Source organism: Serratia sp. NCCP-200 (assembly GCF_059697885.1).
In genome coordinates this window covers 51,998-77,577 of the sequence record NZ_BAAKUJ010000006.1, presented here as the reverse complement: position 1 = coordinate 77,577, position 25,580 = coordinate 51,998, and the positions used below count along the sequence as shown (strand labels likewise).

Annotated in this window: 18 protein-coding genes, 1 tRNA gene and 1 pseudogene; 9 read left to right on the top strand and 11 right to left on the bottom strand. The window is 52.0% G+C overall.

Features of this window, described 5'->3' with window-relative positions; all coding sequences use genetic code 11:
- Window positions 1–15 precede the first annotated feature (15 nt).
- Together AC6HVW_RS19015 and AC6HVW_RS19010 are read left to right on the top strand one after the other, a co-directional pair.
- Window positions 16–315, top strand: a pseudogene (locus tag AC6HVW_RS19015) (IS5 family transposase); the annotation flags it as partial.
- A gap of 188 nt (window positions 316–503) precedes the next feature.
- Complete coding sequence (locus AC6HVW_RS19010; protein WP_497569603.1) at window positions 504–1,934, top strand: hypothetical protein; 1,431 nt, start codon at window positions 504–506, stop codon at window positions 1,932–1,934.
- 57 nt (window positions 1,935–1,991) lie between these two features.
- On the opposite strand, the gene AC6HVW_RS19005 is transcribed toward AC6HVW_RS19010, so the two are convergent.
- From AC6HVW_RS19005 to AC6HVW_RS18990, 4 genes are all read right to left on the bottom strand, one after another.
- On the bottom strand, window positions 1,992–4,415 hold the full coding sequence (locus AC6HVW_RS19005) for a DNA methyltransferase (protein WP_497569602.1): 2,424 nt from the start codon (window positions 4,413–4,415) through the stop codon (window positions 1,992–1,994).
- A 957-nt stretch (window positions 4,416–5,372) separates the two neighbouring features.
- Complete coding sequence (locus AC6HVW_RS19000; RefSeq protein WP_497569601.1) at window positions 5,373–6,587, bottom strand: tyrosine-type recombinase/integrase; 1,215 nt, start codon at window positions 6,585–6,587, stop codon at window positions 5,373–5,375.
- Window positions 6,574–7,026: an Arm DNA-binding domain-containing protein gene (locus tag AC6HVW_RS18995; RefSeq protein WP_497569600.1), complete on the bottom strand. Its 453-nt coding sequence runs from the start codon at window positions 7,024–7,026 to the stop codon at window positions 6,574–6,576. Before AC6HVW_RS18995 ends, AC6HVW_RS19000 begins: the two co-directional genes overlap by 14 nt.
- Before the next feature lie 156 nt (window positions 7,027–7,182).
- Window positions 7,183–7,277: transfer RNA gene (locus AC6HVW_RS18990), tRNA-Sec, on the bottom strand.
- Window positions 7,278–7,451: 174 nt separating this feature from the next.
- Here AC6HVW_RS18990 and AC6HVW_RS18985 point away from each other — a divergent pair.
- The gene (locus AC6HVW_RS18985; RefSeq protein WP_179252613.1) at window positions 7,452–8,036 is read left to right on the top strand and encodes a DJ-1/PfpI family protein; all 585 of its coding nucleotides are present in this window, start codon (window positions 7,452–7,454) and stop codon (window positions 8,034–8,036) included.
- A gap of 680 nt (window positions 8,037–8,716) precedes the next feature.
- Window positions 8,717–9,661, top strand: a complete 945-nt coding sequence (locus AC6HVW_RS18980) for an Rpn family recombination-promoting nuclease/putative transposase (RefSeq protein WP_186486408.1) — start codon at window positions 8,717–8,719, stop codon at window positions 9,659–9,661.
- 318 nt (window positions 9,662–9,979) lie between these two features.
- Here the strand turns inward: AC6HVW_RS18980 and AC6HVW_RS18975 are convergent, their stop codons facing one another.
- From AC6HVW_RS18975 to xylF, 5 genes are all read right to left on the bottom strand, one after another.
- Window positions 9,980–11,326 (bottom strand): esterase-like activity of phytase family protein, encoded by a 1,347-nt coding sequence (locus tag AC6HVW_RS18975; RefSeq protein WP_186486343.1) that lies wholly within the window; start codon window positions 11,324–11,326, stop codon window positions 9,980–9,982.
- Window positions 11,327–11,492: 166 nt separating this feature from the next.
- Window positions 11,493–12,671, bottom strand: a complete 1,179-nt coding sequence (gene xylR / locus AC6HVW_RS18970; RefSeq protein WP_059199223.1) for a D-xylose utilization transcriptional activator XylR — start codon at window positions 12,669–12,671, stop codon at window positions 11,493–11,495.
- A gap of 51 nt (window positions 12,672–12,722) precedes the next feature.
- A complete protein-coding gene (gene xylH / locus AC6HVW_RS18965) occupies window positions 12,723–13,907 on the bottom strand; it encodes a xylose ABC transporter permease XylH (protein ID WP_071682713.1) in 1,185 nt (394 codons plus the stop codon).
- Entirely contained in the window at window positions 13,885–15,426 is a 1,542-nt protein-coding gene (locus tag AC6HVW_RS18960; RefSeq protein WP_071682712.1) for a xylose ABC transporter ATP-binding protein, read from the bottom strand. The genes xylH and AC6HVW_RS18960 overlap by 23 nt, the downstream gene beginning before the upstream one ends.
- Before the next feature lie 28 nt (window positions 15,427–15,454).
- Window positions 15,455–16,450: a D-xylose ABC transporter substrate-binding protein gene (gene xylF / locus AC6HVW_RS18955; protein ID WP_071682711.1), complete on the bottom strand. Its 996-nt coding sequence runs from the start codon at window positions 16,448–16,450 to the stop codon at window positions 15,455–15,457.
- Between the two features lie 376 nt (window positions 16,451–16,826).
- On the opposite strand from xylF, the gene xylA reads away from it, so the two are divergent.
- From xylA to AC6HVW_RS18935, 4 genes are all read left to right on the top strand, one after another.
- Window positions 16,827–18,146: a xylose isomerase gene (xylA, locus tag AC6HVW_RS18950; RefSeq protein WP_497569599.1), complete on the top strand. Its 1,320-nt coding sequence runs from the start codon at window positions 16,827–16,829 to the stop codon at window positions 18,144–18,146.
- A gap of 51 nt (window positions 18,147–18,197) precedes the next feature.
- Window positions 18,198–19,649 carry a xylulokinase gene (xylB, locus tag AC6HVW_RS18945; protein WP_497569598.1) on the top strand — a complete coding sequence of 484 codons (1,452 nt, stop codon included), beginning with the start codon at window positions 18,198–18,200 and terminating at the stop codon, window positions 19,647–19,649.
- Window positions 19,650–19,806: 157 nt separating this feature from the next.
- A complete protein-coding gene (locus tag AC6HVW_RS18940; protein ID WP_071682708.1) occupies window positions 19,807–20,358 on the top strand; it encodes an isochorismatase family protein in 552 nt (183 codons plus the stop codon).
- A gap of 2 nt (window positions 20,359–20,360) precedes the next feature.
- Complete coding sequence (locus AC6HVW_RS18935; RefSeq protein WP_071682707.1) at window positions 20,361–21,278, top strand: GlxA family transcriptional regulator; 918 nt, start codon at window positions 20,361–20,363, stop codon at window positions 21,276–21,278.
- On the opposite strand, the gene AC6HVW_RS18930 is transcribed toward AC6HVW_RS18935, so the two are convergent.
- On the bottom strand, window positions 21,275–22,267 hold the full coding sequence (locus AC6HVW_RS18930) for an acyltransferase (protein WP_071682706.1): 993 nt from the start codon (window positions 22,265–22,267) through the stop codon (window positions 21,275–21,277). The genes AC6HVW_RS18935 and AC6HVW_RS18930 overlap by 4 nt on opposite strands.
- Before the next feature lie 354 nt (window positions 22,268–22,621).
- On the opposite strand from AC6HVW_RS18930, the gene AC6HVW_RS18925 reads away from it, so the two are divergent.
- Complete coding sequence (locus AC6HVW_RS18925; RefSeq protein WP_071682770.1) at window positions 22,622–23,866, top strand: MFS transporter; 1,245 nt, start codon at window positions 22,622–22,624, stop codon at window positions 23,864–23,866.
- A gap of 45 nt (window positions 23,867–23,911) precedes the next feature.
- Here the strand turns inward: AC6HVW_RS18925 and exaC are convergent, their stop codons facing one another.
- A complete protein-coding gene (gene exaC / locus AC6HVW_RS18920; RefSeq protein ID WP_497569597.1) occupies window positions 23,912–25,450 on the bottom strand; it encodes an acetaldehyde dehydrogenase ExaC in 1,539 nt (512 codons plus the stop codon).
- Window positions 25,451–25,580 lie beyond the last annotated feature (130 nt).

The window sequence follows — 25,580 nt, the reverse complement described above, 5'->3', positions numbered from 1 at the left end:
GGCGACGCCACCTAAAGCCCCCCCCATGCAGTGGTAGCCAATAAGGGGTCTTCGCGTTGGAAGTTTCGTGATTGCTTTAAAATAGAAGGGATAAAAGCTGTCATATCGTTTAAATCGAATGAAAAAGTCAGTCGGGATGGACGAAGGAGGCTGGATGCTCAGCGATATAAAAAACTTAATGTCGTCGAACGTTGCTTTGGGACGTTAAAAGAGCATCACCGTATTGCCACGCGCTCGGAGAAAACGGCCAGAAATTATCTTAGCACGCTCAAACCTGGTTCTATTCATCTGTTTTTAAAAAGATTATTTTGTTAAGGCATACAGTCTAGCGATTCATGATTCTCACTACGATCCTGGTAGGTACCTTAGAGTGCTCCACACAAGGATCACGGCATCATAGGGAATGAGTTTGCCTCATTGGTATACTCCCATCGGGTAAACATAGACAAAACCATACTAAAAGTAAGATAATAAAATTTTTACTGACCTTAACAGTGACTTTTATGGCTAAATTACCCGGAAAAACAGCATACTCAGGCATCAGAAGAACTACGACCAGAAAATCAGGATTCAAAAGTCATCCGGACAGCACTGGAGGTGAATATAAACGTGAGGTAGTAACTCCGTATCTACTTGAAGCAGGAAAAACACTAACAGTATGCTTTCGGTTCCCCATTAGTGATGGTCAAAAATATGTTGGCTTCGGCGGATTCTTCCAATGTGAAGATTTTGTCGAAATAGTGTATCACAATCCTAACTCAGTAAAAAATGAGTTTTCAAGGCGAACCTCCACTGACACATCAAAATTTGGCTCAATGTGGCAATGTAATAGCACCTCTGAAAATACAACTATTAGCTTTTATTCGCACGTAGACACTTACGTTGCTTTATATGAATTAGAATGTGGTTTAATCTGGCATGATGCTTTCGATATAGCAATCGAAAATGATCAACTTGGATACCTCGAAAACATGCATTCAATTATGCCTGAAGCAGGTTTTTATACAAATGAAGGGGAAGTAGAATTATTGTATGATGGCGATTTAAGATCTTACAACCAAGATATTATTTTTCACCTCAAATCTTGCAACCGCTGTGCTAGGTTTCTGCCCATTAATGTAAATAACGAACGCGAGCACTTATGTTTTTCGAACCATTGTGTTGCCAAGGCACCTTGCAGACATAAAGGATTTGGTATACTTACTGATGTTGATACTGGCGCAATAAAATTACTAAACTTTGGATATCAACTTGAATGCCGTTTCTGTAAGAAATATTACGTAAATATGCCATTGAACTGGCAAAGAACAGCAGCTCAAATGAAGGAGGACGGGCAACGACGTAGAAATTTTGAATTACTGACTGCTGAAATTTATCAACTATCACCACAGTTAAGCTACCGCACCCAAACAGGTCGAGAATTACTAGATGACATATGGAATCGATTCAGAGGCCATTGTTTTAATTGTAATAACCCATTAGAAAACAAAAGAAAAATGCACCTCGATCATACACGTCCACTGGCTCTTTTATGGCCACTTGATGGTACTGCCACAGCTCTATGCTCAACTTGTAATACTAGAAAACGTGACAGACCGCCATCACAGTTCTACAATGCTATTCAGATCAATCAGCTTTCACAGCTGACTAGTTTATCTGTAGCTGAATTAATGGCCCCAGAACCTAATCATGAAGTGATTAAAGAACTACTCAATCGGTTAGATTGGTTTTACGAGGAGTTTTTAATGAAGCCTTCATTACTTATAGAACGTGACGGTAAAATTTCGGCTGAACTTATTGTTAAGGCTTTAGATAAAGTCTTGATACGTTCACAACTGGTTAAATACAACTTCTCATTCGTTGATGAATATAACCGCCGACGAGACCGACATATCACTTTCGATATTAACGAAGACACTGATTTTATTGTTTAGCAGATGAAAAACGAAGGGAAAAAAATCATTTCCCTTCGTTTAAAAATATTCATCCACTTATTTTCGCAATACTAAGTATTGGTGACCAGTGACACTTCCTTTATCGGAAATGCCGTGTTTTTCACAATGTTCTACAGACTCAGTAAAGATATCAACCACTGTGAAATATTTTTCGGCAAATGGCTTTAACGACTCTGCCATATTACACTTGTCTGAATGTCCTAAATGGAACACAGCATAGCCACCATGTTTTAGTCTTTCGTGACACTGACTAAAGATAAAACTATAGGCATCAAAAGATTTTTTCTGAATCACTTCAATAAAGCTCTTTGGTTGAGTCTCAAAATCTTTCTTAGTCCAACCACAAAACCAGTATCTCATCCAGTTAGTCATATAAAACTTTGTACTGTCAAAGAATGGAGGTGACGTAATGATCGCATCTAAATCCTGTATTTCTTCTGGCCATTCAGCAAGTATGTCAGCTTGATAGCAATGCCCCGCAACGAAGTTCTCACCAACCTCTGTGTTCAAAGACTTATTTACTTTAGTCCACAGTTTTTCAATCAAATTTTTGTATACATAATCACCGGTTGGAGCATAAGGTGTAATAGGGTGACTTGTACGACTCAAAGCATAAGGTCTATTACCATGCAAAATATGCAACATACATGACATAATCAAAGCCCAATCAGCTGATTGAGCATCATGATGTTTGATAAAGAAATCTCGGGCACAAATTATTTCCTTTAATGTATTCTCATGAAAATACTCTGGGATAGTTTTATTAAATCTAACTTCGTTTGAGTCTTTAATAGATTCATTACTAGGCATAGAGCTAGCTATATAATCCTCTAAAGAACCCATTATTTTATTAACTTTATCCCTACTTGGGCTCATTATTTTGGCATTACTAAGGCTTGTTGCCAACAAACCGATATCCATACCAAATGACTTACGCCCATTTAATGCTGCTTCAAAAGGAATTGTGCCTGAACCACTAAAAGGATCGAGAATTTTATCGCCTACTTTAGAAAATGCTTCGATAAGCTTAAATGCCAAAGCAGGCTTCATCTTCCCCTGATATGAGCAAACTGAATGCAGGGTATTACCCCAATTACGCTTCGAATAAGGATGTTGAAGATGCGGCAAAGACTCTTTAAACATATCCCACTTATGAGAAATATCACAACTTTGCACATCTATACCAGCAACGGATATTTTCCCCACATTAGCCTTTTCTAAAATGATTAATGACTGAGATAAAGGAGCCCCTGATTTAGACTTTCGCCCTCTTAACCTTACAATATCAAGAGTTCCAAAACCAAAATCCTTTGCTATTTCACTGAGAATGTCATGGGTAGGTACGTGTACACCACCATAAAGTGAATCGCCAATATCAATAGCAGCAATACCACCTACTTTCATATGCTTATAAAGCCCCTTAAATACAAGCCCCATCTCTTCAAAATAGCCTGCAGCCATTTTAGAAATGCGTCCATCATATGCATTGGCTGCAAGCTCAGAAACAACAGCCTGTGCAGCAGGGTGAACAATATTACCTTTATTTTTTGTTACATCATTAATGCCCGAAGTCACTACCTGATCTCGGAAGCCGCGCAAACAATTAGCAGTGGTAATAAACCCCATGTACCACAATTCTAACTTAGTATTCCGAAAGTAGTTTGTCCCATTCAAGTACGGTGGACTTGTAATTACGCCATCTACGCCAAGTGGCTGTAATTCATGTAGTTGTTTTGCGTTATGCCCGACTAACTTTGCCTCAACTAAAGAGGTAGGGCAACGTAAGCAATCCTCGGCTAAAAGCATTAATTGCTCTTGAATTGATTTAACAAATTCAGGCAGACCTTTCGCAAGTTCTTTAGGGGTTTTGAAACGAACATCACCAGCTCGCTTTAAGCGAGAGCAAATGATGATTTTTGAAATAACAGCTACTTCAAGTGCCAATCCTAATATTGGCCTTTTAGCTAATAATTCGTCATTCAAAGTTCTAATTTTTAGAAGCTTAGAAAACATGTCATCATCAAAATATACACTATCCTGAAACGCTACAGTGTAGTATTCTCTCAATTCTTTTTTTTCACAAAGACTTTCATATATACTTGGTAAGTCTTTCGATAGCTGCCTTATTTCATTGTAAAGATTTAGTTTTTTATCTTTTGGCAAAGCTGCAATAGTTAACTTTGCATTAATAACCTTGCGCATTGCTGGATTTATTTCACAATAGAATGTTTGGACATTTTGAAATCCGAGTGTCAAAGGCGTTGTTCCAACACCTGCAAACGGTTCTAGTATACTTGTAGCATTAGGTATATATGTTTCTATAATTGAACGAACAAATTCAGAGGAATAGCCTTCAAGATATGCATACCAATCATGAAGAAACTCCCCTTTACCACCAACGTGGGTAACATCTTTGGGATCAACTTTTAAATCTAAAGGTAGATAGTTAGACACAGACATTTTTTAACCTTTTCAGAGTTGGCGATAACAGCGAAGGATGTTAATGTTTATCTCGCCTATATCAACCACTTTATCAACTAATACTGTATTAATTAACAGTATTGCACATGTAGGCAAGTATGGAAATTACTATTTCTTTGGTGAGAATTTTTCTGAACTGTATTCGCTATAACCTATGAAGTAGCTACACATTACGTTGTTGAATTAAAATGATTTTCTGGTATAAAAACTCACATCATCCTAACAACATTGGTACCCGCATTCAGCAGTTATATCCGTATAAAATTGACCATCTGTAGGTGCAATCAGTTGAAACGGCATCTCAAGGCGCAAAAACGATGCTGGGTTAACACAAGCGCTTTGCCAACAGCTTAATAGCTCGTCGGGTGGTAGGGCGTATGAGAGGTGAAGTGGCACTATAGAGGCGTTAATGCTGAACTTAAACATATCTGGCTGAGAGAGAACAGAGCTAATGAAATATTCACAACCAACTGATTTATAGTTAAATTTATGTAAGGCGCTATTAATCTCAGGGTGCTAAGGTGTATATAAATCAGCCGGTAGTAGTGCGCACTCATAGCACCGGATTTGACCCGCATTATAGGGTAACTATAGACCGTGGTATCGCCAGCTTCACGACTCCCCCCTGCACTGTAACCCTCGAAACCATTGAATAGCTACAAGCACTCTTCAGTATCAGGGACTGCCATAAAGGCTCCGCGATAGAATGAAAGTGTAAAATGTCCAGATTCAGCCGCTGTACTTAGCGTATAGACAGTCAAGCTGCTCAACGATGGTTCAACTGGGCTGTATCCGGCTATTTTTAAAACAAATATTCAATTGAGGGGCACAGCCTAAACCATTATTTAACCCTACATAAATAAGCAAAAAACTGAAACTGCCAGCACCAACATCACTGCTGTCACCGCCGATCTCTTTCAGAAAAACCACCTCAACCTAAGCACGACACCCAAACTCCCCATGCACCACATTCCCGTCCCGCTCCAAGCTATCCATATAGTCCGCATACCACTGCAGCATCTCACGCCGTCCATCCAGATACTTCGCATGGTTGTAGGTGCCGCGGATGCTGTTCTTATCCACATGCGCGAGCTGTGTCTCAATCCAGGCCGAGTTATAGCCTTGCTCATGCAGGATAGTGCTCATGGTGTGGCGGAAGCCATGGCCGGTCAGTCGCCCTTTGTAACCCAGCAGCTCGATAACCTGATTGATGCTTTCCTTGCTGATTGGCTTACGTTGATCGTTTCGGCCAATGAACACCAAGGGATAGCCACCAGTAATCGATTTGAGAGAGCTGAACAGTTCGATAACCTGCGTTGATAATGGAACGACATGCGGTCGCTTCATTTTCATCACTTCAGGCGGGATACTCCATACGCCCTTTTCGAAGTCGATGTCCTGCCAGCGTGCAAACCTCAGCTCCTGGGTTCTTACCCCCGTCAGCATGATGATCTTGGTTGCCGTTTTAGTGATGACACTACCAGTGTATCCAGATAAGTCTTTGAGGAAATATGGCAGTTCCTGAGCCGTCAGGAAGGGGAAGTGCTCTTTCTTCGGCGTTGCCAAAGCGCTAGCGAGGTCGGGTGCAGGGTTGTAATTAGCTCTGCCGGTGATAATGGCAAAGCGAAAGACCTCTCCGCAACGTTGGCGAACCTTACGCATTTTCTCCAGTGCCCCACGCTTCTCCATTTTACGCAACGCTTCCAGCAACTCCATCGGCTTGAGATCGGCAATAGGCCGCTTGCCGATATAAGGGAAGATGTCTTTCTCGAAGGTATCAATGATCTCATCACGGTAACGCAGTGACCAGCGGTCAGCTTTAGTCTGATGCCACTCGCGGGCGATAGCCTCAAAGGTATTTTCCGCATTCAGCTTCTGAGCAAGCTTCTCGGCCTTTTTGGTTTCACTGGGGTCGCCGCCCGCCGCCAGGATCTTTTTGGCTGCATCGCGCTTTTCACGAGCACCTGCCAGGGAAACATCGGGGTAAACGCCAAAGGCGAGACGCTTCTCTTTACCAGCAACTCGGTACTTCATACGCCAGTAACGCGATCCATTCGTAGCCACTTCAACGTATAGCCCTCCGGCATCACCTAAGCGGTACGGCTTATCTCTGGGCTTTAATGCCCGAACTTTTGCATCAGTTAATGGCATCGTTGTTTCCTCCTGAAAGCAAGAATGCTTTGACGGCCTGAGTTTGCTCTGGCGTAAGCGATAGGGTTTGCTTAGTGGTTTTGATAATCAGCCCACCGGGTTCGGTGAGCGAAAGTTGGAAAGCTTGCTTGGTACGTTCCTGGCGGCGTTGTTCCCTCTCCAGAGTTTTATCAATCGCGGGATCGTAACCATCTTTGATCTTCGCTCTGGCTTCTTCCCTTAACATGATGGCTTCGCTAATCGTGACAGCAGGGTATGTCCCGAATGCTAGGCTCTTCTCCTTCCCGTCTATGCGGTACTTCAGACGCCAGTATTTTGAGCCTGTAGGCACTACCAGCAGATAGAGCCCCCTACCGATAGAAAACTTATAGGGTTTGCTACGGGTATCAAGTGACGCTATTGTTTGATTATTAATGGTTTTTAGATGTTTTGGTGGCATGTGATTTTACCCACAGTGGTCGGTTTGCCCAATAGTGCCCCCAGGGGCATATTGATACCAGTAGACTCCTGTTGACTTCGGAATACAAGGAAGGCTTGATACACAAGGGTTTAAAGGGGGTTTAGTTGACATTGGGAGAGTTCAGTAGAGGTCGAATGGCGGAAGATCACAGGAGTCGAACCTGCCCAGGACCGCTGGCGGCCCCAACTGGATTTGAAGTCCAGCCGCCCCACCGGGGACGAGGATCTTCCTCTGGAAACAGGAAGCAAGTCGCAGATTATAGCGCGAATCCCCCTAGCTGCTAAGAGGGAATTCATGTTTCCGCGATCCCCTTCGTACACTTGGCCTACCGCACAAAACTCCCGCCTTTTATCTGCTACCCTAGCCGAGCCCGGGTTATTAACCCGTACATTGCTGGAGATGCTATGACCAAGAAAGTTGCCGTCCTGCTGAGCGAAGGATTTGAAGAGGCCGAGGCGGTTATCGTGATCGACGTGTTACGTCGTATGGAGATAGAGGTAGAGCTGCTGTCCTGCCAGGATAGGCTGGAGCTGCGCAGCTATCACCAGATACGTATGTTTGCCGATGCTCTGTTGGAACGCCGCATGGACCAACTGTACGATGCCGTGGTGATCCCCGGCGGGCCGCAGGCTACTGCCGCAATGGCGGAAAACGAGCTGGTCGTGGAGTTTATCCGCCGCCACGATCGTGCTGCCAAGCTGATCTGCCCGCTGTGTTCTGCCGCCGCTCGCGTACTGGCTGCCAACAAACTGCTGCAAGGCCGCCGTTATGTCTGTTCTGGCGATCTGCATCAGGAGATCGAAGATGGTACCTACGTGGCTGAAAGGGTTGTGGAAGATGGCAATCTGATCAGTGGCCAAGGGTTGGGGGCCGCGTTTGATTTTGCCTTCACCGTGGCCTACCGCCTGACCGGCGATCGCATTACCACGCAAGAGCAAGCCGTACATATCTATCACGAAAACTGGCAAGCCCCACAGGCAGTGCATTAATCGCTACTGCTGCTAACTAGGCGCGGCACAGTTTGCGTTTTCCGGCCCCGATGCCGAAAGCGAAAATTGTTACCGCGCTTTCTGTTTTTTACGGCTACTCCTCGCTATCCAGGTACAACGTTTTGATCCCGCTTTTGCTACGTTTAGCAGCAACCAACGCATAACAATGACCTGTAACTGTTTTACCCGATTAGGTGAAGCCGTGGTCAGTAATACCACGGTCATTAGCACGCCAGTAACCCCCCCTAACCGGCCCATCATTTTTGTTAACCACACAATAGAAGTGCGGGAATAAGCTGCATCTTTGGCGAAGATTATTCATATTGATGATAACATGGCTATTCTTATGAATTTTTCGGGGCAAATATATTCGACCGTAGGGTCTAAGTCAGTTGAAGTAACCTTGACGTCGCCAATACCTCTTCCCCTGTAATAGTCGGTAGTCCATAATTACACCATGCAATGCCTTCACGGGATCTATGATAAAAAAGAGAGGGAATTCTTTATGGGTATGCCACAAACAAAATCTGAATTAATTTCATATCTTAATAAAAACCTCGGTGAATTAATAAATGTCCTGAATACAGATTCGCCGGAGCTTGCCTCAGATAAATCAATGGAGAGACATTCGAAAAATAATAACGTCAGCTTAAAATCAGTATCGGAGTGAAATGATTATGATGAAAAAGAAAAACAACACGCCAACGCCCCACGATGCCACATTCAGACAGTTCCTGACCCAGCCAGAGGTTGCCCGTGATTTCATGGAACTACACCTCCCGGCAGAGCTGCGTGCCATCTGCGACCTTAACACCCTGAAACTGGAGTCAGGCTCCTTTGTGGAAGATAACCTCCGCCAGTACTTCAGCGACGTGCTCTACAGCCTGAAAACCACCGCTGGGGATGACGGTTATGTCCACGTGCTCATCGAACACCAGTCCACCCCGGATCGGCACATGGCTTTCAGGCTCATCAGGTACGCTGTAGCGGCCATGCAGCGCCATCTGGAGGCAGGCCACAAAAAGCTGCCTCTGGTAATACCGATGCTATTCTATACCGGTAAGCGCAGCCCATACCCCTATTCCACCCGGTGGCTGGATGAGTTTGCTAACCCAGAGCTGGCCGGTAAACTTTACAGCACTGCTTTTCCGCTTGTCGATGTCACCGTCATCCCTGATGACGAAATCGCAGGCCATCGCAGCATGGCGGCTCTGACACTACTGCAGAAGCACATTCATCATCGGGATCTGGCGGAACTGGTGGATAGGCTCGCTCCCATCCTACTGGCCGGATATCTCTCTTCATCACAGGTAGTATCGCTGGTACACTACATTGTACAGGCGGGCGAAACGTCAGACGCCGAAGCCTTTGTACGCCAACTGGCACAGCGAGTGCCGCAACATGGGGACACACTGATGACCATCGCACAACAGCTTGAACAGAAGGGTATTGAGAAGGGTATCGAGAAGGGCATTCAGCTTGGTCGGCAGGAAGGGCATTCAGAAGGCGAGCGCGATGCTACGCTGAAAATTGCCCGTACCATGCTGCAGAACGGTCTCGATCGCAACACCGTCATGAAAATGACCGGTCTGACTGAAGACGAGCTGGCACAGATCCGCCACTAATCTTATTAGAACAATGTTCTAGCCTTACTGTCGGACCTTGCCAGTAGTCTGAATAGTCGCAAAGAGACTATTTTATGGTGGGACTATGACCTGATGATATAGCAAGGTTTGACAAATAACGGCGGTATGAAGAATTGCCGTGTAGTCTCACCGCCAGGATATTACGCAAAATTGAAATTAACTCGTTTAATTAAAATGAACAACTAATAATGGCAGGGTCTTATATCTCTCCGAAAAGGAGTGATTCGCTGTATTTGATTTTTCACCGTCATAAAAAGCCTCCCCACCAAGGAGAAGGCTTAACGATAAAGGAGAATTTTACGGCTGTAGCAGGGCTTTCACATCCAGCAAAATAAATTCGTTATCATCCGCCACGTTGGGTTCACGGCTGGAAGAGAACGGGAAGTTATTGTCGTTCCCCACGATGATATGGCTGCCATCCACCACATCGACATTCTCGATAGTGAAGAACGGGAAGGTCAGCACGCCGTTATTCAGCGGTTTACGCGCCAGCTTCTGTGGGTACTGAATGTTCAGCAAATCGATATACGCCAATTTTTCTACCGGTTTGCCGACGTTGGCGTCGGAAAACGCTATTTTGTAGACCCGTTTGAATTTGGCGATCTGGCTGAAGCAGTTATCCGTTGGCGCGCCTGCCGCACAGGCTTTATCGGCAGTACCTTCACCATTATCACGTTCGATCACCAGCCCGTGGGTGGCGTCGATCATATTGAAATCACCGATGGCGTTCTGATTGTCTTCCAACACGTACTGCCAGCTGCGGCCAGTCCATGCTTGCTGTTTGACGTCAAACTCCAGCACCCGCAGGTAGCGTTTGCCCGCCACGTTCTCAAACTGTTCGCCGTCCCACAAAGCCCCTTCCAGCAGGGGATACAACTTGCTGCCATCCGGTGATACCGCCATTCCTTCAAAGCCCTTGGAGCGCGCGACCTGGAAGTTCTGCTTGCCGTCCGGCGCACCTGGCAGCGTCAGCGTCGGGTTATCCGGCGATTTCACTACCTTGCCGTCAACCTGGGTGTCAAACACCGCCAGCACCTTGCCGTTCAGATCCGCTTTAATCAGGTAAGGGCCAAATTCATCGCCGATCCATAGGGCATCGTCGGCAAACTGGAAGCTTTCCGGGTCGAAATCGCTGCCGGTCAGGTAACGTTTGTCGGTGCTTTCATTGACGATATGGAACGGGACTTTTTTATCGGGATCGTGCAGGAACAGCGTTTTTAGCGGCGTTACCGTACCTTCCTTGAAATCGATACGGTAATGGTTGAGATACAGCATGGCGTCCGGCGAGTTGGCTTTGCTGCCAAAGCCGTTATCGGTCAGCACCCAGTAGGTGCCATCCGGCATGTGTTTGATGCCGGAGTGCCCCTGCAATGGCTGACCATTGATGGGTAGCCCGATGCCGGTCAGCCGATCGGCAGATTTCCCCACTACGCTGCCCAGTTCGGTGATGCGTTTGCCGCTGGTGTATTTACCGCTCTGTTGCAGATCGGTTGGTGCATCCTGGGGGGCCGTGACGCTGGACCTCACCGGTAATACGGCGTGCCCGGCCAGCACGGCGGGGACTTCCTGAGCCTGCGCCCATAGCGTGGTGCTGAATGCCAGGCAACTGGCCAGCAGTGCCAGGCGGGAGGGTAATTTATGCATATAATGAATTCCCTGGTTATGGTTTTGCCCAAAGGTAAAAAGCAACGCCACTATAGGGAGCCGTAATGACAGAAATATTATGTGCCGCGTGACACCTTGTCAGCCCCTCCCCAATACCAGGTGGGCGCAGCATGCAGCGCCCCTACGTTTTGAGCCAGCGGGACGTTCAATAGCCAGCCTCCCCAAAACGGTCGCGGCACTCTTTGGGCGTCATGTCATAGCCCTTCTTGAACACCGAATAGAAGTACTGCAACGATGGGTAGCCACACATCTGGGAAATTTCGTTGATGGGTAACGAGGTTGCGGTGAGTAAATTGCGGGCGCGATCGAGCTTCTCTTGGTGGATGGCGTTATGGATCGTCTGGCCGGTTTCATCCTTGAAGCGCTTTTCCAGATTGGAACGGGACATGCCCACCGCATCCAGTACCTGCTCCACCTTGATCCCCTTGCAGGCATGGTAACGGATATAGTGCATGGCCTGGATCACCGCCGGGTCACGCAGTGAACGGAAATCGGTAGACCGCCGTTCAATCACCTTCACCGGCGGCACCAGAATGCGCTGTAGCGGCAGCTCGCGCTGATCAAGCAACTGATGTAACAGCTTGGCGGCACGATAGCCCATCTGGCGTGTCCCCTGCACCACCGACGACAACGCCACGCGCGACAGATAGCGCGTCAGCTCTTCGTTATCGATGCCAATCACACAGAGTTTTTCCGGCACAGGAATATCCAGGTGCTCGCACACTTGTAACAAGTGGCGCGCCCGCGCATCAGTAACGGCTATGATCCCGGTCTGCTGGGGCAAGGTCTGCACCCAGTCCGCCAGGCGATTCTGGGCGTATTGCCAGTTCTCCGGCGCGGTTTCCATCCCCTGATACACCACCCCCTGATACTGTTCCGCAGCCACCAACTGGCGAAAGGCCTGTTCACGCTCCTGCGCCCAACGCTTCCCCCCCTCCACCGGCAGGCCATAGAATGCAAAGCGGTTCAGCCCCTTTTCTTTCAGGTGCATAAACGCCGCTTCCACCAGCGCATGGTTGTCGGTAGCGATGTAATGCACCGGCGGGTAATCCGCCTCCCGATGGTAAGAGCCCCCGACACCAACCAGCGGTACCTGGACGTTACGCAACAGTTGCTCAATATTCCGGTCGTCGAAATCGGCGATCACGCCGTCCCCTAGCCAGTCCTTGATATTATCGATGCGGCAACGGAAATCCTCTTCGATAAAGATATCCCAATCGCTTTGCGACGCCTGTAAATACTCGCCAACGCCCTCCACTACCTGGCGGTCATACACTTTATTGGCGTTGAACAGCAGCGTAATACGGTAGCGCTTCTTAAACATGGGGGCTCCCCAGCAATAAATACGGCCACAGCTACAAGTGTGAAGCCACGTCTACACCCGGCGTTTGGTCGCGGAATCCATCCACACCGCCAGCAGCAGGATCGCGCCTTTGACGATATATTGCCAGAACGTCGGCACGTCCAACATGCTCATGCCGTTATCCAATGAGGCCATGATAAACGCCCCCATCACCGCTCCCGCCACGCTACCGATCCCCCCGGCCAGGCTGGTGCCACCGATCACGCAGGCGGCGATAGCATCCAGCTCGGCAATGTTACCGGCAGAAGGCGAGCCGGCCCCCAGGCGCGAACTGAGGATCAGCCCGGCAATCGCCACCATCAGGCCGTTGATGGCAAATACCGCCAGCTTGGTACGCTCAACATTAACCCCGGAAAGCCGCGCGGCATCGATATTACCGCCGATGGCATAAATACGGCGGCCAAAGGCGGTACGTGATGCCATAAAGATCCCAGCAAGCATCAATGCGGTCAGGATCAGCACCGGCGTTGGTACCCCGCGATAGTCGTTCAGCAGGTAAATCGCCCCTAATACCAGGATGGCCATGATGCTTTGCCGAGTGACATCGCCGCTCGCTGCCGCTACCGGCAAGCCCAGTTGCGTACGTCTACTGCGCCGCCGCCACTGCCAGGCCACAAACAGCATCAGGCCGACCGCGCCAATGCCAAAACCCACTCCGTTGGGCAAGTAGCTCTGGCCAATCTGTGACATGGCATTGCTGGTGGGTGACACGGTGGTGCCATTGGTAATGCCGATCAGAATGCCGCGAAACGCCAACATTCCCGCCAGGGTGACGATAAACGAAGGGACTTTACGATAGGCTACCCACCAGCCATTCCAGGCCCCCAGCAACAGCCCCGCCAACAGCGTGACCACAATGGTCAACGGCAGCGGCCAGCCGAACCAGACGTCAAATATCGCCGCCGCGCCCCCCAACAGCCCCATCATTGAGCCAACGGAAAGGTCGATCTCCGCCGAAATAATCACGAACACCATGCCCACCGCCAGAATGCCGGTGATCGCCGTCTGGCGCAGCAGGTTGGAGATATTACGGGCGCTGAGATAGGCCCCTTCGGTGGTAAAGGTAAAGAACAGCATGATGACGGCGATCGCCGCCAGCATAACGAACACCTGCAGGTTGATGGTTTTCAGCCCGAACGGCGGCTTTTTTGCCCCCACTGGCGGCAGGCTGGCTTCAGATTGCGTGCTTTTCAACATGTGTTTCACTCCTCAAGGCCGCTTCCATTACCTGTTCCTGGGTCAGATCGCGGTTCACCAGATCGGCTTTGATCTGCCCCTGGTGCATCACCAATACCCGATCGCTTAACCCCAGCACCTCCGGCAATTCGGAGGACACCACAATCACCGCGAGCCCCCGCTGTGCCAATTGATTGATTAACTTGTAAATCTCTTGTTTGGCACCGATATCAATGCCGCGCGTTGGCTCATCCAGAATGAGGATTTGCGGGTTCAGCAACAGGCACTTCGCCAGGATGGCTTTCTGCTGGTTACCCCCGCTGAGACGGGCAATAGCCAGCTCCGCAGAAGACGTTTTTACCCGTAGCCGTGCCAGCGATTGTTGGATGGTTGCCTGCTCCTGCGCATCATCCAGCACCGTCAATGCGCCACTGAAATCCCCCAGCGCCGCCAACGTCATGTTGGCACCCACGCCCATCACCGGCACGATGCCATCGCGCTTGCGGTCTTCTGGCACCATGGCGATGCCATATCGCATTGCCTCGCGGCAGTTGGTGATGGTGGCGGCCTGCCCTGTGATGGTGATCTTGCCCTGCCAGCGCCCCGCATAGGCGCCAAACAGGCACTGCATGGTTTCGGTACGCCCGGAGCCAACCAGCCCGGCCACGCCGAGGATCTCCCCACGCCGCAGGGTAAAAGACACATTATCGGCCCGGCGGATATGCCGGTTGACCGGGTGCCAGGCAGTGAGGTTTTCCACCTGCAGGACCACCTCACCGATGGTATGGGGTTCCTGCGGATACAGCTCGGTCAGCTCACGGCCAACCATCATGGCGATGATATCGTCCTCGCTCATCTCCGCCGCAGATCGGGTGCCAATGTGCTTGCCATCGCGGATCACGCAGATAAAGTCCGAGATCGCTTTCACCTCGTTGAGCTTGTGCGAAATATAGATACAGGCGATCCCGTGATCGCGCAGATCCGCAATGATCGCCAGCAACGTGGCGGTTTCACTTTCGGTCAATGAGGCGGTGGGTTCATCGAGTACCAGCAGGCGCACCTGTTTGTTCAAGGCCTTGGCAATCTCCACCAACTGCTGTTGGCCCAACCCCAGTTCACCCACGCGGGTATTGGGATCAACCTCCAGCTTGACCTGCGCCAGCATGCGCTGGCAGCGCAGGTACATGTTGTCGTAATCCATCACCCCATAGCGGCCCCACTCGTTGCCGAGAAACAGGTTCTCCAGCACCGTCATCTGCTTCACCAGGGCCAATTCCTGGTGAATGATGGCGATGCCTTTCTGCTCGGTATCGCGAATGGTTTTCGCCGTAACGATCTCGCCCGAAAAATAAATATCGCCCTGATAACTGCCGTGCGGATATATTCCGCACAGCACTTTCATCAAGGTGGATTTTCCTGAGCCATTTTCACCGCACAAGGATAATACCTGCCCCGCTTCCAAGTGCAGGCTGACATTATCCACGGCTTTCACTGCGCCGAATTGTTTAGTGATATTTCGCATTTCTAACAGGCAGGGCATTATTCACTCCCCCCAGATGGCATTGCCATTAATTAAGGTCAGATTGCTTATGGAAACCATCGGCAATAATCGTACTGTCGATATTCGTTTTATCCACCTGTACCGGCGTTAATAGCCAGGCCGAAACTTCTTTACTGCCATTATTTAATTTGGCGTTGGACTTGGGTTGTTCCCCTTTGCCCAGCTGCACGGCGATATCCGCCGCTTCGTCGGCCAGCTTGCTGATCGGTTTATAGACCGTCATGGTCTGGGTGCCCGCCACGATGCGTTTTACCGCCGCCAAATCGGCGTCCTGACCAGAGATCGCCACCTTCCCCGCCAAGCCTTGTGCAGCCAGTGCCTGAATGGCTCCACCGGCGGTGGCATCGTTGGACGCCACGACCGCGTCGATATGGTTATTGTTGGCCGTCAGGGCGTTTTCCATAATCTTCAGCGCGTTTTCCGGCAGCCAGCCGTCGGCCCACTGATCGCCCACCACCTTGATCTTGCCGCTGTCGATCAGCGGTTGCAGCACGGTCATCTGCCCCTTGCGGAACAGCTTGGCGTTATTATCCACCGGCGAGCCGCCCATCAGGAAGTAGTTGCCCTGCGGTACGCGCTGCACCAGGCTTTCCGCCTGCATCTCACCCACTTTCTCATTATCAAACGAGATGTAGAAATCGATATCGGCATTGTTGATCATGCGGTCATAGGCCAGGACCTTGATGCCTTCGCGCTTCGCCTCGCTGATCACGTTGCTCAGCACCTGGCCGTTATAAGGGATGATCACCAGAACATCGACGCCGCGGTTGATCATATTCTCGATCTGCGCCATTTGGGTTTCTTCATTGCCGTTGGCCGACTGAACAAACACATCGGCCCCCAGGGCGTTGGCTTTCTTGACAAAAATATCGCGGTCTTTTTGCCAACGTTCCAGACGCAGGTCGTCGATAGCCATACCGATTTTAATCTGTTGGCTGTAGCCCGGTTGGCTGGCCAGTAGCAGCAGTGCGCAAGCTGAAAGCAAGAGTGGTTTGAATTTCATTTTATAACCCTTGAGTTGTGTAGGGAAATAGTTATCCGTACGCTTTCAAACGGCAAAATTGAAAGGTGACAAGATAAAACACGAAACTTCCAGTGGATTGTTGTCGCTTATGCAGTGTTCAGCAATTACAGATTTTCACCAGTGAATTACGGTTTTTGGTTTAATGTTGATTTTATGATGGCGGTCATGTTTTAAACCTGAGAAATAACCCGCGGCCAGTAAAACCGGCCCTTCGTTGAATTATGAGATCCCGCGCACATTTAATAATTCTGTGAATTTAAGTGTGAAATAACGTAATTGAGCATTCCGCCGCTTACTCCGAAGATGAGCGCATCCCGCATCCCTTACGCCGGGCACCGTTACCAAGGAGTCACTCATGCAATCCTATTTTGATCAGCTAGAACAGGTTCGTTACGAAGGCACCAGCAGCAATAACCCGTTGGCTTTCCGCCACTACAACCCCGATGAAATCATCCTCGGCAAACGTATGACCGACCATCTGCGCTTCGCCGCCTGCTACTGGCACACTTTCTGCTGGAACGGGGCAGACATGTTCGGCATTGGGGCCTTCGATCGCCCTTGGCAACAGCCGGGCGAAGCGCTGGAGCTGGCTAAACGCAAGGCCGATGTGGCGTTCGAGTTTTTCCATAAGCTGAACGTGCCTTACTACTGCTTCCACGATATCGACGTGTCACCGGAAGGGGCCACGTTAAAAGAGTATCTGAACAATTTTGCGATCATGACCGACGTGCTGGCTGAGAAACAGCAAAGCAGCGGCGTGAAGCTGCTGTGGGGCACCGCCAACTGCTTCACCCATCCGCGTTACGGTGCCGGGGCGGCGACCAATCCGGATCCGGAAGTCTTCAGCTGGGCAGCCACTCAGGTGTTCACGGCCATGAATGCTACCCACAAACTGGGTGGTGAAAACTATGTGCTGTGGGGCGGGCGCGAAGGCTATGAAACCCTGCTCAATACCGATCTGCGCCAGGAACGTGAACAGATTGGCCGCTTTATGCAGATGGTGGTTGAGCACAAACATAAGATCGGCTTCCAGGGAACGCTGCTGATCGAGCCCAAACCCCAGGAGCCGACCAAGCATCAGTACGATTACGACGTCGCCACCGTGTACGGTTTCCTTAAACAGTTCGGCCTGGAAAAAGAGATCAAGGTGAACATCGAGGCTAACCACGCCACGCTGGCCGGGCATTCGTTCCACCACGAGATCGCCACCGCCATCGCGCTGGGGATTTTCGGCTCGGTCGATGCCAACCGGGGCGATCCACAGCTAGGTTGGGATACCGATCAGTTCCCGAACAGCGTGGAGGAAAATGCACTGGTGATGTTCGAAATCCTCAAGGCCGGCGGTTTCACTACCGGCGGGCTGAACTTTGATTCCAAGGTACGCCGCCAAAGTACCGACAAATATGATCTGTTCTACGGCCATATCGGCGCTATGGACACCATGGCGCTGGCGCTGAAAGTGGCCGCCCGCATGATCGAAGATGGTCAGCTACATCAGCAGGTTGCCAAACGCTATGCCGGTTGGAACGGTGAGCTGGGCCAACAGATCCTGCAAGGGAAACTGTCGCTCGAAGCGCTGGCACAGCGCGCCGAGCAACAGGTGCTGGCCCCACAACATGTCAGCGGGCATCAGGAAAAGCTGGAGAACCTGGTCAACCGCTACCTGTTCGGCTAACTCTCTACGGCGCGGTGAGTCCGCTCACCGCGCTTCAAAGGATCCGTGCTCATGTATATTGGAATCGATCTCGGTACTTCCGGCGTGAAAGTCATCCTGCTAGGCGAGCAAGGCCAACTGCTGGCCAGCCAGAGTGAGCCACTGCCCATCTCACGCCCCCATCCCCTATGGTCTGAACAAGACCCGCAAGATTGGTGGCAGGCCACCGACCGCGCCATGTTGGCATTGGCTAAGCAGCATAGCCTGCAACAGGTCAAAGCCATTGGCCTGACCGGCCAGATGCATGGCGCAACGTTACTGGATAAACAGCAGCGGGTATTACGCCCGGCCATCCTGTGGAACGATGGCCGCAGCTTTGCGCAATGCCAGGCACTAGAACAAACCGTACCCAATTCACGGGAAATCACCGGCAACCTGATGATGCCCGGTTTCACCGCCCCCAAGCTATTGTGGGTCAAAGAGCACGAGCCACAGATTTTCCAGCAGATCGATAAGGTGTTATTGCCGAAGGATTACCTGCGCTGGTGCATCACCGGCGAGTTTGCCAGCGATATGTCCGATGCCGCAGGGACAATGTGGCTAAACGTCGCCAAACGTGACTGGAGCGACGCCATGCTTGATGCCTGCGAGCTGACGCGTGAGCAGATGCCTGCGCTGTTTGAAGGCAACCAGATCACCGGGCAAGTGCATAGCGAACTGGCACAACGTTGGGGGATGGCACCGGTGCCGGTGGTGGCCGGCGGGGGTGACAATGCCGCCGGGGCGATCGGCGTTGGCCTGTATCAAGCCGGGCAGGCGATGCTGTCACTGGGTACCTCTGGCGTCTACTTCGCCGTCAGCGACGGTTTCCTCAGTAACCCGACCAGCGCGGTGCACAGCTTCTGCCATGCGCTGCCGCAGACCTGGCACCTGATGTCGGTGATGCTCAGCGCGGCGTCCTGCCTGGACTGGGCCTGCCAGTTAACCCATGTCGACAGCGTCGCCGCCCTGTTGCGTAACGTTGAGCAGGCGGCTCCTGCTGAAACGCCGCTGTGGTTCTTGCCCTATCTTTCCGGCGAGCGTACGCCACACAACAACCCGAATGCCAAAGGCGCCTTCTGGGGTTTCACTCATCAACATGGGCCGAACGATCTCGCACGGGCAGTGCTGGAAGGCGTGGGTTTTGCACTGGCGGATGGCATGGACGTGCTGCATGCCAGCGGCCTGCAACCCACGGCTATCACCTTGATTGGCGGTGGTGCACGCAGCCCGTTCTGGCGTCAGATGCTGGCCGATATCAGCGGCCAGCGGCTGGAATACCGCACTGGCGGCGACGTTGGCCCGGCATTGGGTGCCGCGCGTCTGGCGCAGATTGCGCTGAACCCTGGCGTACCCTTGAGTACCCTACTGCCGGAATTACCGTTAGAGCAGGTGCATGAACCGGATGCCGAACGGCATCAATATTATGTCGCTCAGCGCCACACCTTCCGCGAACTTTACCGCGGCCTGCAGCCGCTGATGTAATCCCCTCCCTAACCACATATAACCCCTCTCAATCGATGAGGGGTTTACCTCCCCTCAACGCTGGTCCGCTATTGCCATAATGATGGCCGTTTTTGACCTTCTTTCTAGCCTACCGCAAGCGCAGTATGGTCTTACACCAAACTGAGGAGGGCCGAAAATGTCACGTAGCGCACTATTGATCATCGATGTTCAACAATCCTTTCAGCATCGTCCGTTCTGGCAGGAAGACGACCTGCCGGCGTTTCAACAGACGCTGACGCGCCTGATCACAGGTTGCCAGCAGCAAGGGGTGCCGCTGGTCGACGTGTTCCATGTCTCGCCTGAGGGGCCGTTCTCTTTGGCGTCTGGGTATGTGAAACGCCTGCCGTTTCTGAGCCATCAGGCTGACGTTACGGTGCAAAAGCGAGTGCACAATGCGCTGACTGAATCTGGCCTGGATGCCTGGCTGCGTGAACGCCAGATCAACCATCTGATCATCAGCGGTATCCGCACCGAGCAATGCTGTGAAACCACCACCCGCGTCGCCTCGGATCTGGGTTATAAAGTGACGTTTGTGACCGAAGCCACGCTCACTTTCCCAATGCATCACCCGGACGGCAGCCTCTTTACCCCCGAGCAGTTAAAGCGGCATACTGAAACCGTGCTGGTCGACCGCTTTGCCACCATTGCCAGCGTCGATGAAGCATTGGCGCAACTTTCGCAGGAATAATCATGCCCAAGGCCGTTTACTTTCTGATGCTCCCCAACGTGCTGTTACTGGATGTCAGCGGCCCGGCAGAGGTATTGCGGCTAACCGGGCAGTTCCAGCTGCACTATGTCAGCCCGGTGCCGCAAATTTCCTGTTCCATCGGCATGACCATCGGCCAGCTCGCCCCCTTGCCACAGCGGTGGAACGAAGGGGATATTCTGGTGATACCGGGAGTGGCGGACTCAACGCATTACTTTGCTACCGAGGAAGCAGCTCTGGCACGCAATTGGCTCCAGGCATTGCGCCCGGCTTTGGCCCAGCGGCAGATAGATCTGGTATGCGTCTGTTCCGGTGCGCTGTTGGCCGCCCAGGCAGGATTGCTCGACGGCTATCATTGCACCACTCACCACGCCGTGATCGAGCGCTTGCGCCAACAGGCACCGGCAGCGCTGGTGAAGGAAAATCGTATTTTTGTTGAGGATCGCGGCGTGTTTACCAGCGCTGGCATCACCGCCGGTATCGATTTGGCCCTGCACCTGGTCAATCAGCACTGTGGGGCTGACCGCGCGCTGGAGATTGCCCGTGAGATGGTGGTGTATTTCCGCCGCTCCGGCGACGATCCGCAGCTTTCCCCGTGGTTACGCTATCGCAATCATCTGCATCCAGCCGTGCACCGGGCGCAGGATGTGATGGCCGCCGAGCCGGAGGCCGAGTGGTCGGTCCCTCAAGTAGCGGAGAAAGCCCACGTCAGCAGCCGCCATCTGGCCCGGCTGTTCCGTCTGCATATCGGCCTCAGCGTACGGGAATATCATGAGCAGCTGCGGCTGGCGGTCGCACAGCAACGCCTGCAACAAGGCTACGGCCTGGAAAAAGCCGCGCTAACCGCAGGCTTTTCCTCTGGGCGCCAACTGCGGCGGGCACAGCAGCGCTGGCAGGCTTAAGACACCAGCCGCCGGGTATCCACTTTCTGTAACCCCATCGACAACAGCAGGCTCACGCCAAGCGCCATGCCAAACACCCAGAAGATATCCAGCAGCGGGTAGGCCGGAAACTCCCAGTGGCGATTACGCATCACGTTAACGATCAGGGCGTGGAAACCGTAGATCGCCAGCGAGTGGCGGGAGATCACGCCTAGCCAGCCGATTGGATTCGGCAGGCAGTTTTTGCACCACACCAGCAGCGAGACCGCCGCCACAAATACCAAGGGGCCGGTGTACATATAAAACGTATCGGCAAAGCTGCCGTTGATAAACATCTGGCTTTTGGTGCCACGGATAATCAGTACCACGCTAGCGACAAAGCCCAGCACCGCCAACAGACTGAGACCACGCCGCTGGGTAGCCATCATGCCGATCGCTCGCCCTGCCAAGGCATACAGCAGGTAATAGAAGGTATCGCCAAAGATGTACAGGTTCACCGGTAGTAGCTGGACATTATCCAGGGTCAGCTTGCTGGTATTAGGGTTGGCGATAATCGCCAGAATGACAATCACCCCGGCCAGATAGCGGCCAGAAACCGGTTTGACGCTGATCAGCGGCGAAAGCAGGTAGACCACCGCAATGGCATAAAAGAACCACAGGTGATAAAACACCGGCTTTTGCAGGATGGTACGCAACGAGGGCCAAAAGCCGATACGAGTAAAGCAGGCAATATAAATCAGGGCAATGGCGCTGTAGAACAAAATACAGCAGGTAATGCGGATAAAGTGTTTTTGGTTGGCACTGCGCTCACCAAAAAACAGAAAGCCGGAAATCATAAAGAACAGCGGCACCGAAGCCCGTGAAAGCGAGTTCAATACGTTAGCCATATCCCAGTTATGTTCACCCACAGCCACACCGTTGGCGACGTAGTAGGTGGTAGCGTGGATCATCACCACCATCATGCACGCCAGCGCACGCAAGTTATCTATCCAACCAATTTTATTGCTCATTGCTGCCCGTCAGTTGCCTATAATTCTGTCATATACCCTATGGATTTCGAGCTGCAGCTAGGCGCCCAGCTATCTCATCCCCAGGAGCTTACTTTAGTAAGTGACTGGGGTGAGATAGTGCAGGTAACAACGCTGCAGCTTGAAAGACGACGGGTATAGAGAAATGTTAATCAGAGGTTATAGCTCAGGGGGGCACAGCACAACGCTTAAACGCGCTATTAAGAATGAGCCTAAAATCACCTTATGATTGCCAAGGTGAACAATTGGCGGCAAAATAGCCGCCACAACTCGCTCAGTTTGCGCTCTCCCGCCCTGGCAGTTCCTTATTTCTTCTTTACTATCAGTAAAATAAAAATGAAAACATCATTACCCCCTGCGGCACTTCTGGGCCGACAGGCGCTTTTATTCCCACTTTGTCTGGTGCTGTTCGAATTCGCGACCTATATCGCCAACGATATGATCCAGCCCGGTATGCTGGCGGTCGTGGCCGATTTCAACGCCGGTGTGGAGTGGGTGCCCACCTCAATGACCGCCTATCTGGCTGGCGGCATTTTCCTGCAGTGGCTGCTTGGCCCGCTGTCAGATCGCCGTGGCCGCCGCCCGGTGATGCTGGCCGGGGTGCTGTTCTTTATCGTCACCTGCCTGGCCATTCTGCTGGTCACCAATATCGAACAGTTTATCGTGATGCGCTTCCTGCAAGGGATCGGCCTGTGCTTTATCGGTGCGGTGGGCTATGCCACCATTCAGGAATCGTTTGAAGAGGCGACATGTATCAAAATCACCGCGCTGATGGCTAACGTGGCATTGATCGCCCCGCTGCTGGGGCCGTTGGCCGGGGCTGCCTGGGTTCACGTCGCCTCCTGGCAGAGCATGTTTGTACTGTTTGCCGCGCTGGCCGCGATTGCCTTTGTCGGCCTGTGGAAGGCCATGCCTGAAACCGCCACGCTGCGGGGGGAAGCCTTCTCGGCGGCCAACCTGTGGCGGGACTATCGTCAGGTGCTGGTCAATCGGCGCTTTATCTGTGGTTCATTGGCTATCGGCTTTGCCAGCCTGCCGCTGTTGGCCTGGATTGCCCAGTCTCCGGTGATCCTGATCAAGGGTGAGTCACTCTCGGCGCTGGACTATGGCCTGTTGCAAATCCCGGTGTTTGGCGCGCTGATCCTCGGCAACCTGACGCTGGCCCGCGTGACTGGCAAACTCAGTATTGAACGCCCGATCAAGCTGGGCGCATGGCCGATGCTGCTGGGCCTGCTGCTCGCCGCGCTGGCCACGGTATTTTCCGCCCATGCCTACCTGTGGATGACCGCCGGGCTGAGCCTTTATGCTTACGGCATTGGTTTGGCGAACGCCGGTCTGTATCGCCTGACGCTGTTTTCCAGCAACGTGAGCAAAGGTGCCGTTTCGGCCGTGATGGGCATGCTGAGCATGTCGGTGTTTACCATCGGGATCGAGCTGGCCAAGGTGGCCTATGTCTGGGGCGGTAACGGATTATTCAGCCTGTTCAATCTGGTCAGTGGCCTGTGTTGGCTGATGTTGACGGCGCTGTTCCTCAGCAAACACCGTGGTGGCGCCACTCCCGCACCGAGTGCCACAGTGTAATGGTTAATCAACCCTCTCCCTTTGGGAGAGGGTTGGCGTCAGGGGTCAGAACAGCCCCATCGGTTTCTCAGAGTAGCTCACCAGCAGGCACTTGGTCTGCTGATAGTGCTCCAACATCATCTTATGGGTTTCCCGCCCGATCCCCGACTGTTTGTAGCCGCCGAACGCCGCATGCGCCGGGTAGGCATGGTAGCAGTTGGTCCAGACGCGCCCCGCCTGAATGTTGCGCCCCATCTGGTAAGCAATGTTGCCGTTGCGGCTCCACACACCGGCCCCCAGGCCAAAATCGGTATCATTGGCCAACACCAGCGCTTCATCCATATCCTTGAAAGTGGTCACCGCCAGCACTGGGCCAAAAATCTCTTCCTGGAATACCCGCATGCTGTTCTTACCGAACAGAATGGTGGGTTCCATGTAGTACCCCTGCGCCAACCCGCCATCCAGCGCCTTGCGTCGGCCACCGGTCAGCACCTTGGCACCTTCCTGCTTGCCGATCTCGATGTAGTTGAGGATGGTCTTCATCTGGCCTTCGGAAACCTGCGCCCCCATTTGGGTGTTGGCGTCCAGCGGGTTGCCGCTACGGATGCTCTCCACCCGTTTGATCGCCCGCTCCATAAAGCGCTCGTAGATCGATTCCTGCACGAGTGCCCGGCTCGGACAGGTACAGACTTCCCCCTGGTTGAAGGCAAACAGCGCAAAGCCTTCCAGCGCCTTGTCGAAGAACGAGTCCTCTTTATCCATCACGTCGGCAAAGAAGATGTTGGGTGACTTGCCACCCAGTTCCAGCGTCACCGGAATGATGTTCTGGGTGGCGTAGCCCATGATCTGGCGCCCCACTTCGGTCGAACCGGTAAAGGCCACTTTAGCGATGCGCTTGGAGGTGGCCAGATATTCCCCGATTTCACCGCCTGCGCCGTTGACCACGTTGATCACCCCTGGCGGCAGGATGTCCTGGATCAGTTCCATCAGCACCAACACCGATAGTGGCGTCAGCTTGGCCGGTTTCAGCACGATGCAGTTACCCGCTGCCAGCGCTGGCGCCATCTTCCAGCACGCCATCAGCAACGGGAAGTTCCACGGAATGATTTGTGCCACCACGCCCAGCGGTTCGTGGAAGTGATAGGCCACCGTCTCTGAGTCGATCTCACTGATGCCGCCTTCTTGCGCCCGTACGCAGGCAGCAAAGTAGCGGAAATGGTCGATAGCTAACGGAACGTCGGCATTGACGGTTTCGCGGATCGGTTTGCCGTTATCCCAGGTTTCTGCCGCCGCCAGCAGGTCGATATTCTGCTCCATGCGATCGGCGACCCGGTTAAGCAGGTTGGCACGCGCCTGTACCGACATTTTCCCCCAGGCCCCTTTGGCATCGTGGGCCGCATCCAGCGCCAACTCGATATCCTGGAAGGAGGAGCTGGCCACTTCGCACAGCGTCTGGCCGGTGATCGGCGTCAGGTTGGTGTAATACTCGCCCTGTACCGGCGCCACCCAGGCACCACCGATAAAGTTGTCGTAACGTTTTTTCAGCTTGAGAGGAAACCCGGTGTTTTCAGGCGTGAGGTGACTTGCCGTAGTGGTATTCGCCATTTGTATCTCCTTTTAACGTGGCTGCAACCTTACCGCCCGCAGACGGTAAGCAGGTTCACGGCACCATGGCCGCAGATCAAACTTAAGAAGCGGTGAACGATCTCTAGCCGGAATGATAGGGGTTTATGAG

Excerpts from the sequence above, each read along its gene's own strand:
- AC6HVW_RS19010 (WP_497569603.1), top strand. The coding sequence starts at position 504 with ATGGCTAAATTACCCGGAAAAACAGCATACTCAGGCATCAGAAGAACT.
- xylF (WP_071682711.1), bottom strand. The coding sequence starts at position 16,450 with ATGAAATTCAAACCACTCTTGCTTTCAGCTTGCGCACTGCTGCTACTG.
- AC6HVW_RS18930 (WP_071682706.1), bottom strand. The coding sequence starts at position 22,267 with ATGAGCAATAAAATTGGTTGGATAGATAACTTGCGTGCGCTGGCGTGC.
- xylA (WP_497569599.1), top strand. The coding sequence starts at position 16,827 with ATGCAATCCTATTTTGATCAGCTAGAACAGGTTCGTTACGAAGGCACC.
- AC6HVW_RS18975 (WP_186486343.1), bottom strand. The coding sequence starts at position 11,326 with ATGCATAAATTACCCTCCCGCCTGGCACTGCTGGCCAGTTGCCTGGCA.
- AC6HVW_RS18925 (WP_071682770.1), top strand. The coding sequence starts at position 22,622 with ATGAAAACATCATTACCCCCTGCGGCACTTCTGGGCCGACAGGCGCTT.
- AC6HVW_RS18940 (WP_071682708.1), top strand. The coding sequence starts at position 19,807 with ATGTCACGTAGCGCACTATTGATCATCGATGTTCAACAATCCTTTCAG.
- AC6HVW_RS18995 (WP_497569600.1), bottom strand. The coding sequence starts at position 7,026 with ATGCCACCAAAACATCTAAAAACCATTAATAATCAAACAATAGCGTCA.
- xylR (WP_059199223.1), bottom strand. The coding sequence starts at position 12,671 with ATGTTTAAGAAGCGCTACCGTATTACGCTGCTGTTCAACGCCAATAAA.
- exaC (WP_497569597.1), bottom strand. The coding sequence starts at position 25,450 with ATGGCGAATACCACTACGGCAAGTCACCTCACGCCTGAAAACACCGGG.
- AC6HVW_RS18935 (WP_071682707.1), top strand. The coding sequence starts at position 20,361 with ATGCCCAAGGCCGTTTACTTTCTGATGCTCCCCAACGTGCTGTTACTG.
- AC6HVW_RS18980 (WP_186486408.1), top strand. The coding sequence starts at position 8,717 with ATGAAAAAGAAAAACAACACGCCAACGCCCCACGATGCCACATTCAGA.
- AC6HVW_RS18960 (WP_071682712.1), bottom strand. The coding sequence starts at position 15,426 with ATGCCCTGCCTGTTAGAAATGCGAAATATCACTAAACAATTCGGCGCA.
- AC6HVW_RS18985 (WP_179252613.1), top strand. The coding sequence starts at position 7,452 with ATGACCAAGAAAGTTGCCGTCCTGCTGAGCGAAGGATTTGAAGAGGCC.
- AC6HVW_RS19000 (WP_497569601.1), bottom strand. The coding sequence starts at position 6,587 with ATGCCATTAACTGATGCAAAAGTTCGGGCATTAAAGCCCAGAGATAAG.
- xylH (WP_071682713.1), bottom strand. The coding sequence starts at position 13,907 with ATGTTGAAAAGCACGCAATCTGAAGCCAGCCTGCCGCCAGTGGGGGCA.
- AC6HVW_RS19005 (WP_497569602.1), bottom strand. The coding sequence starts at position 4,415 with ATGTCTGTGTCTAACTATCTACCTTTAGATTTAAAAGTTGATCCCAAA.
- xylB (WP_497569598.1), top strand. The coding sequence starts at position 18,198 with ATGTATATTGGAATCGATCTCGGTACTTCCGGCGTGAAAGTCATCCTG.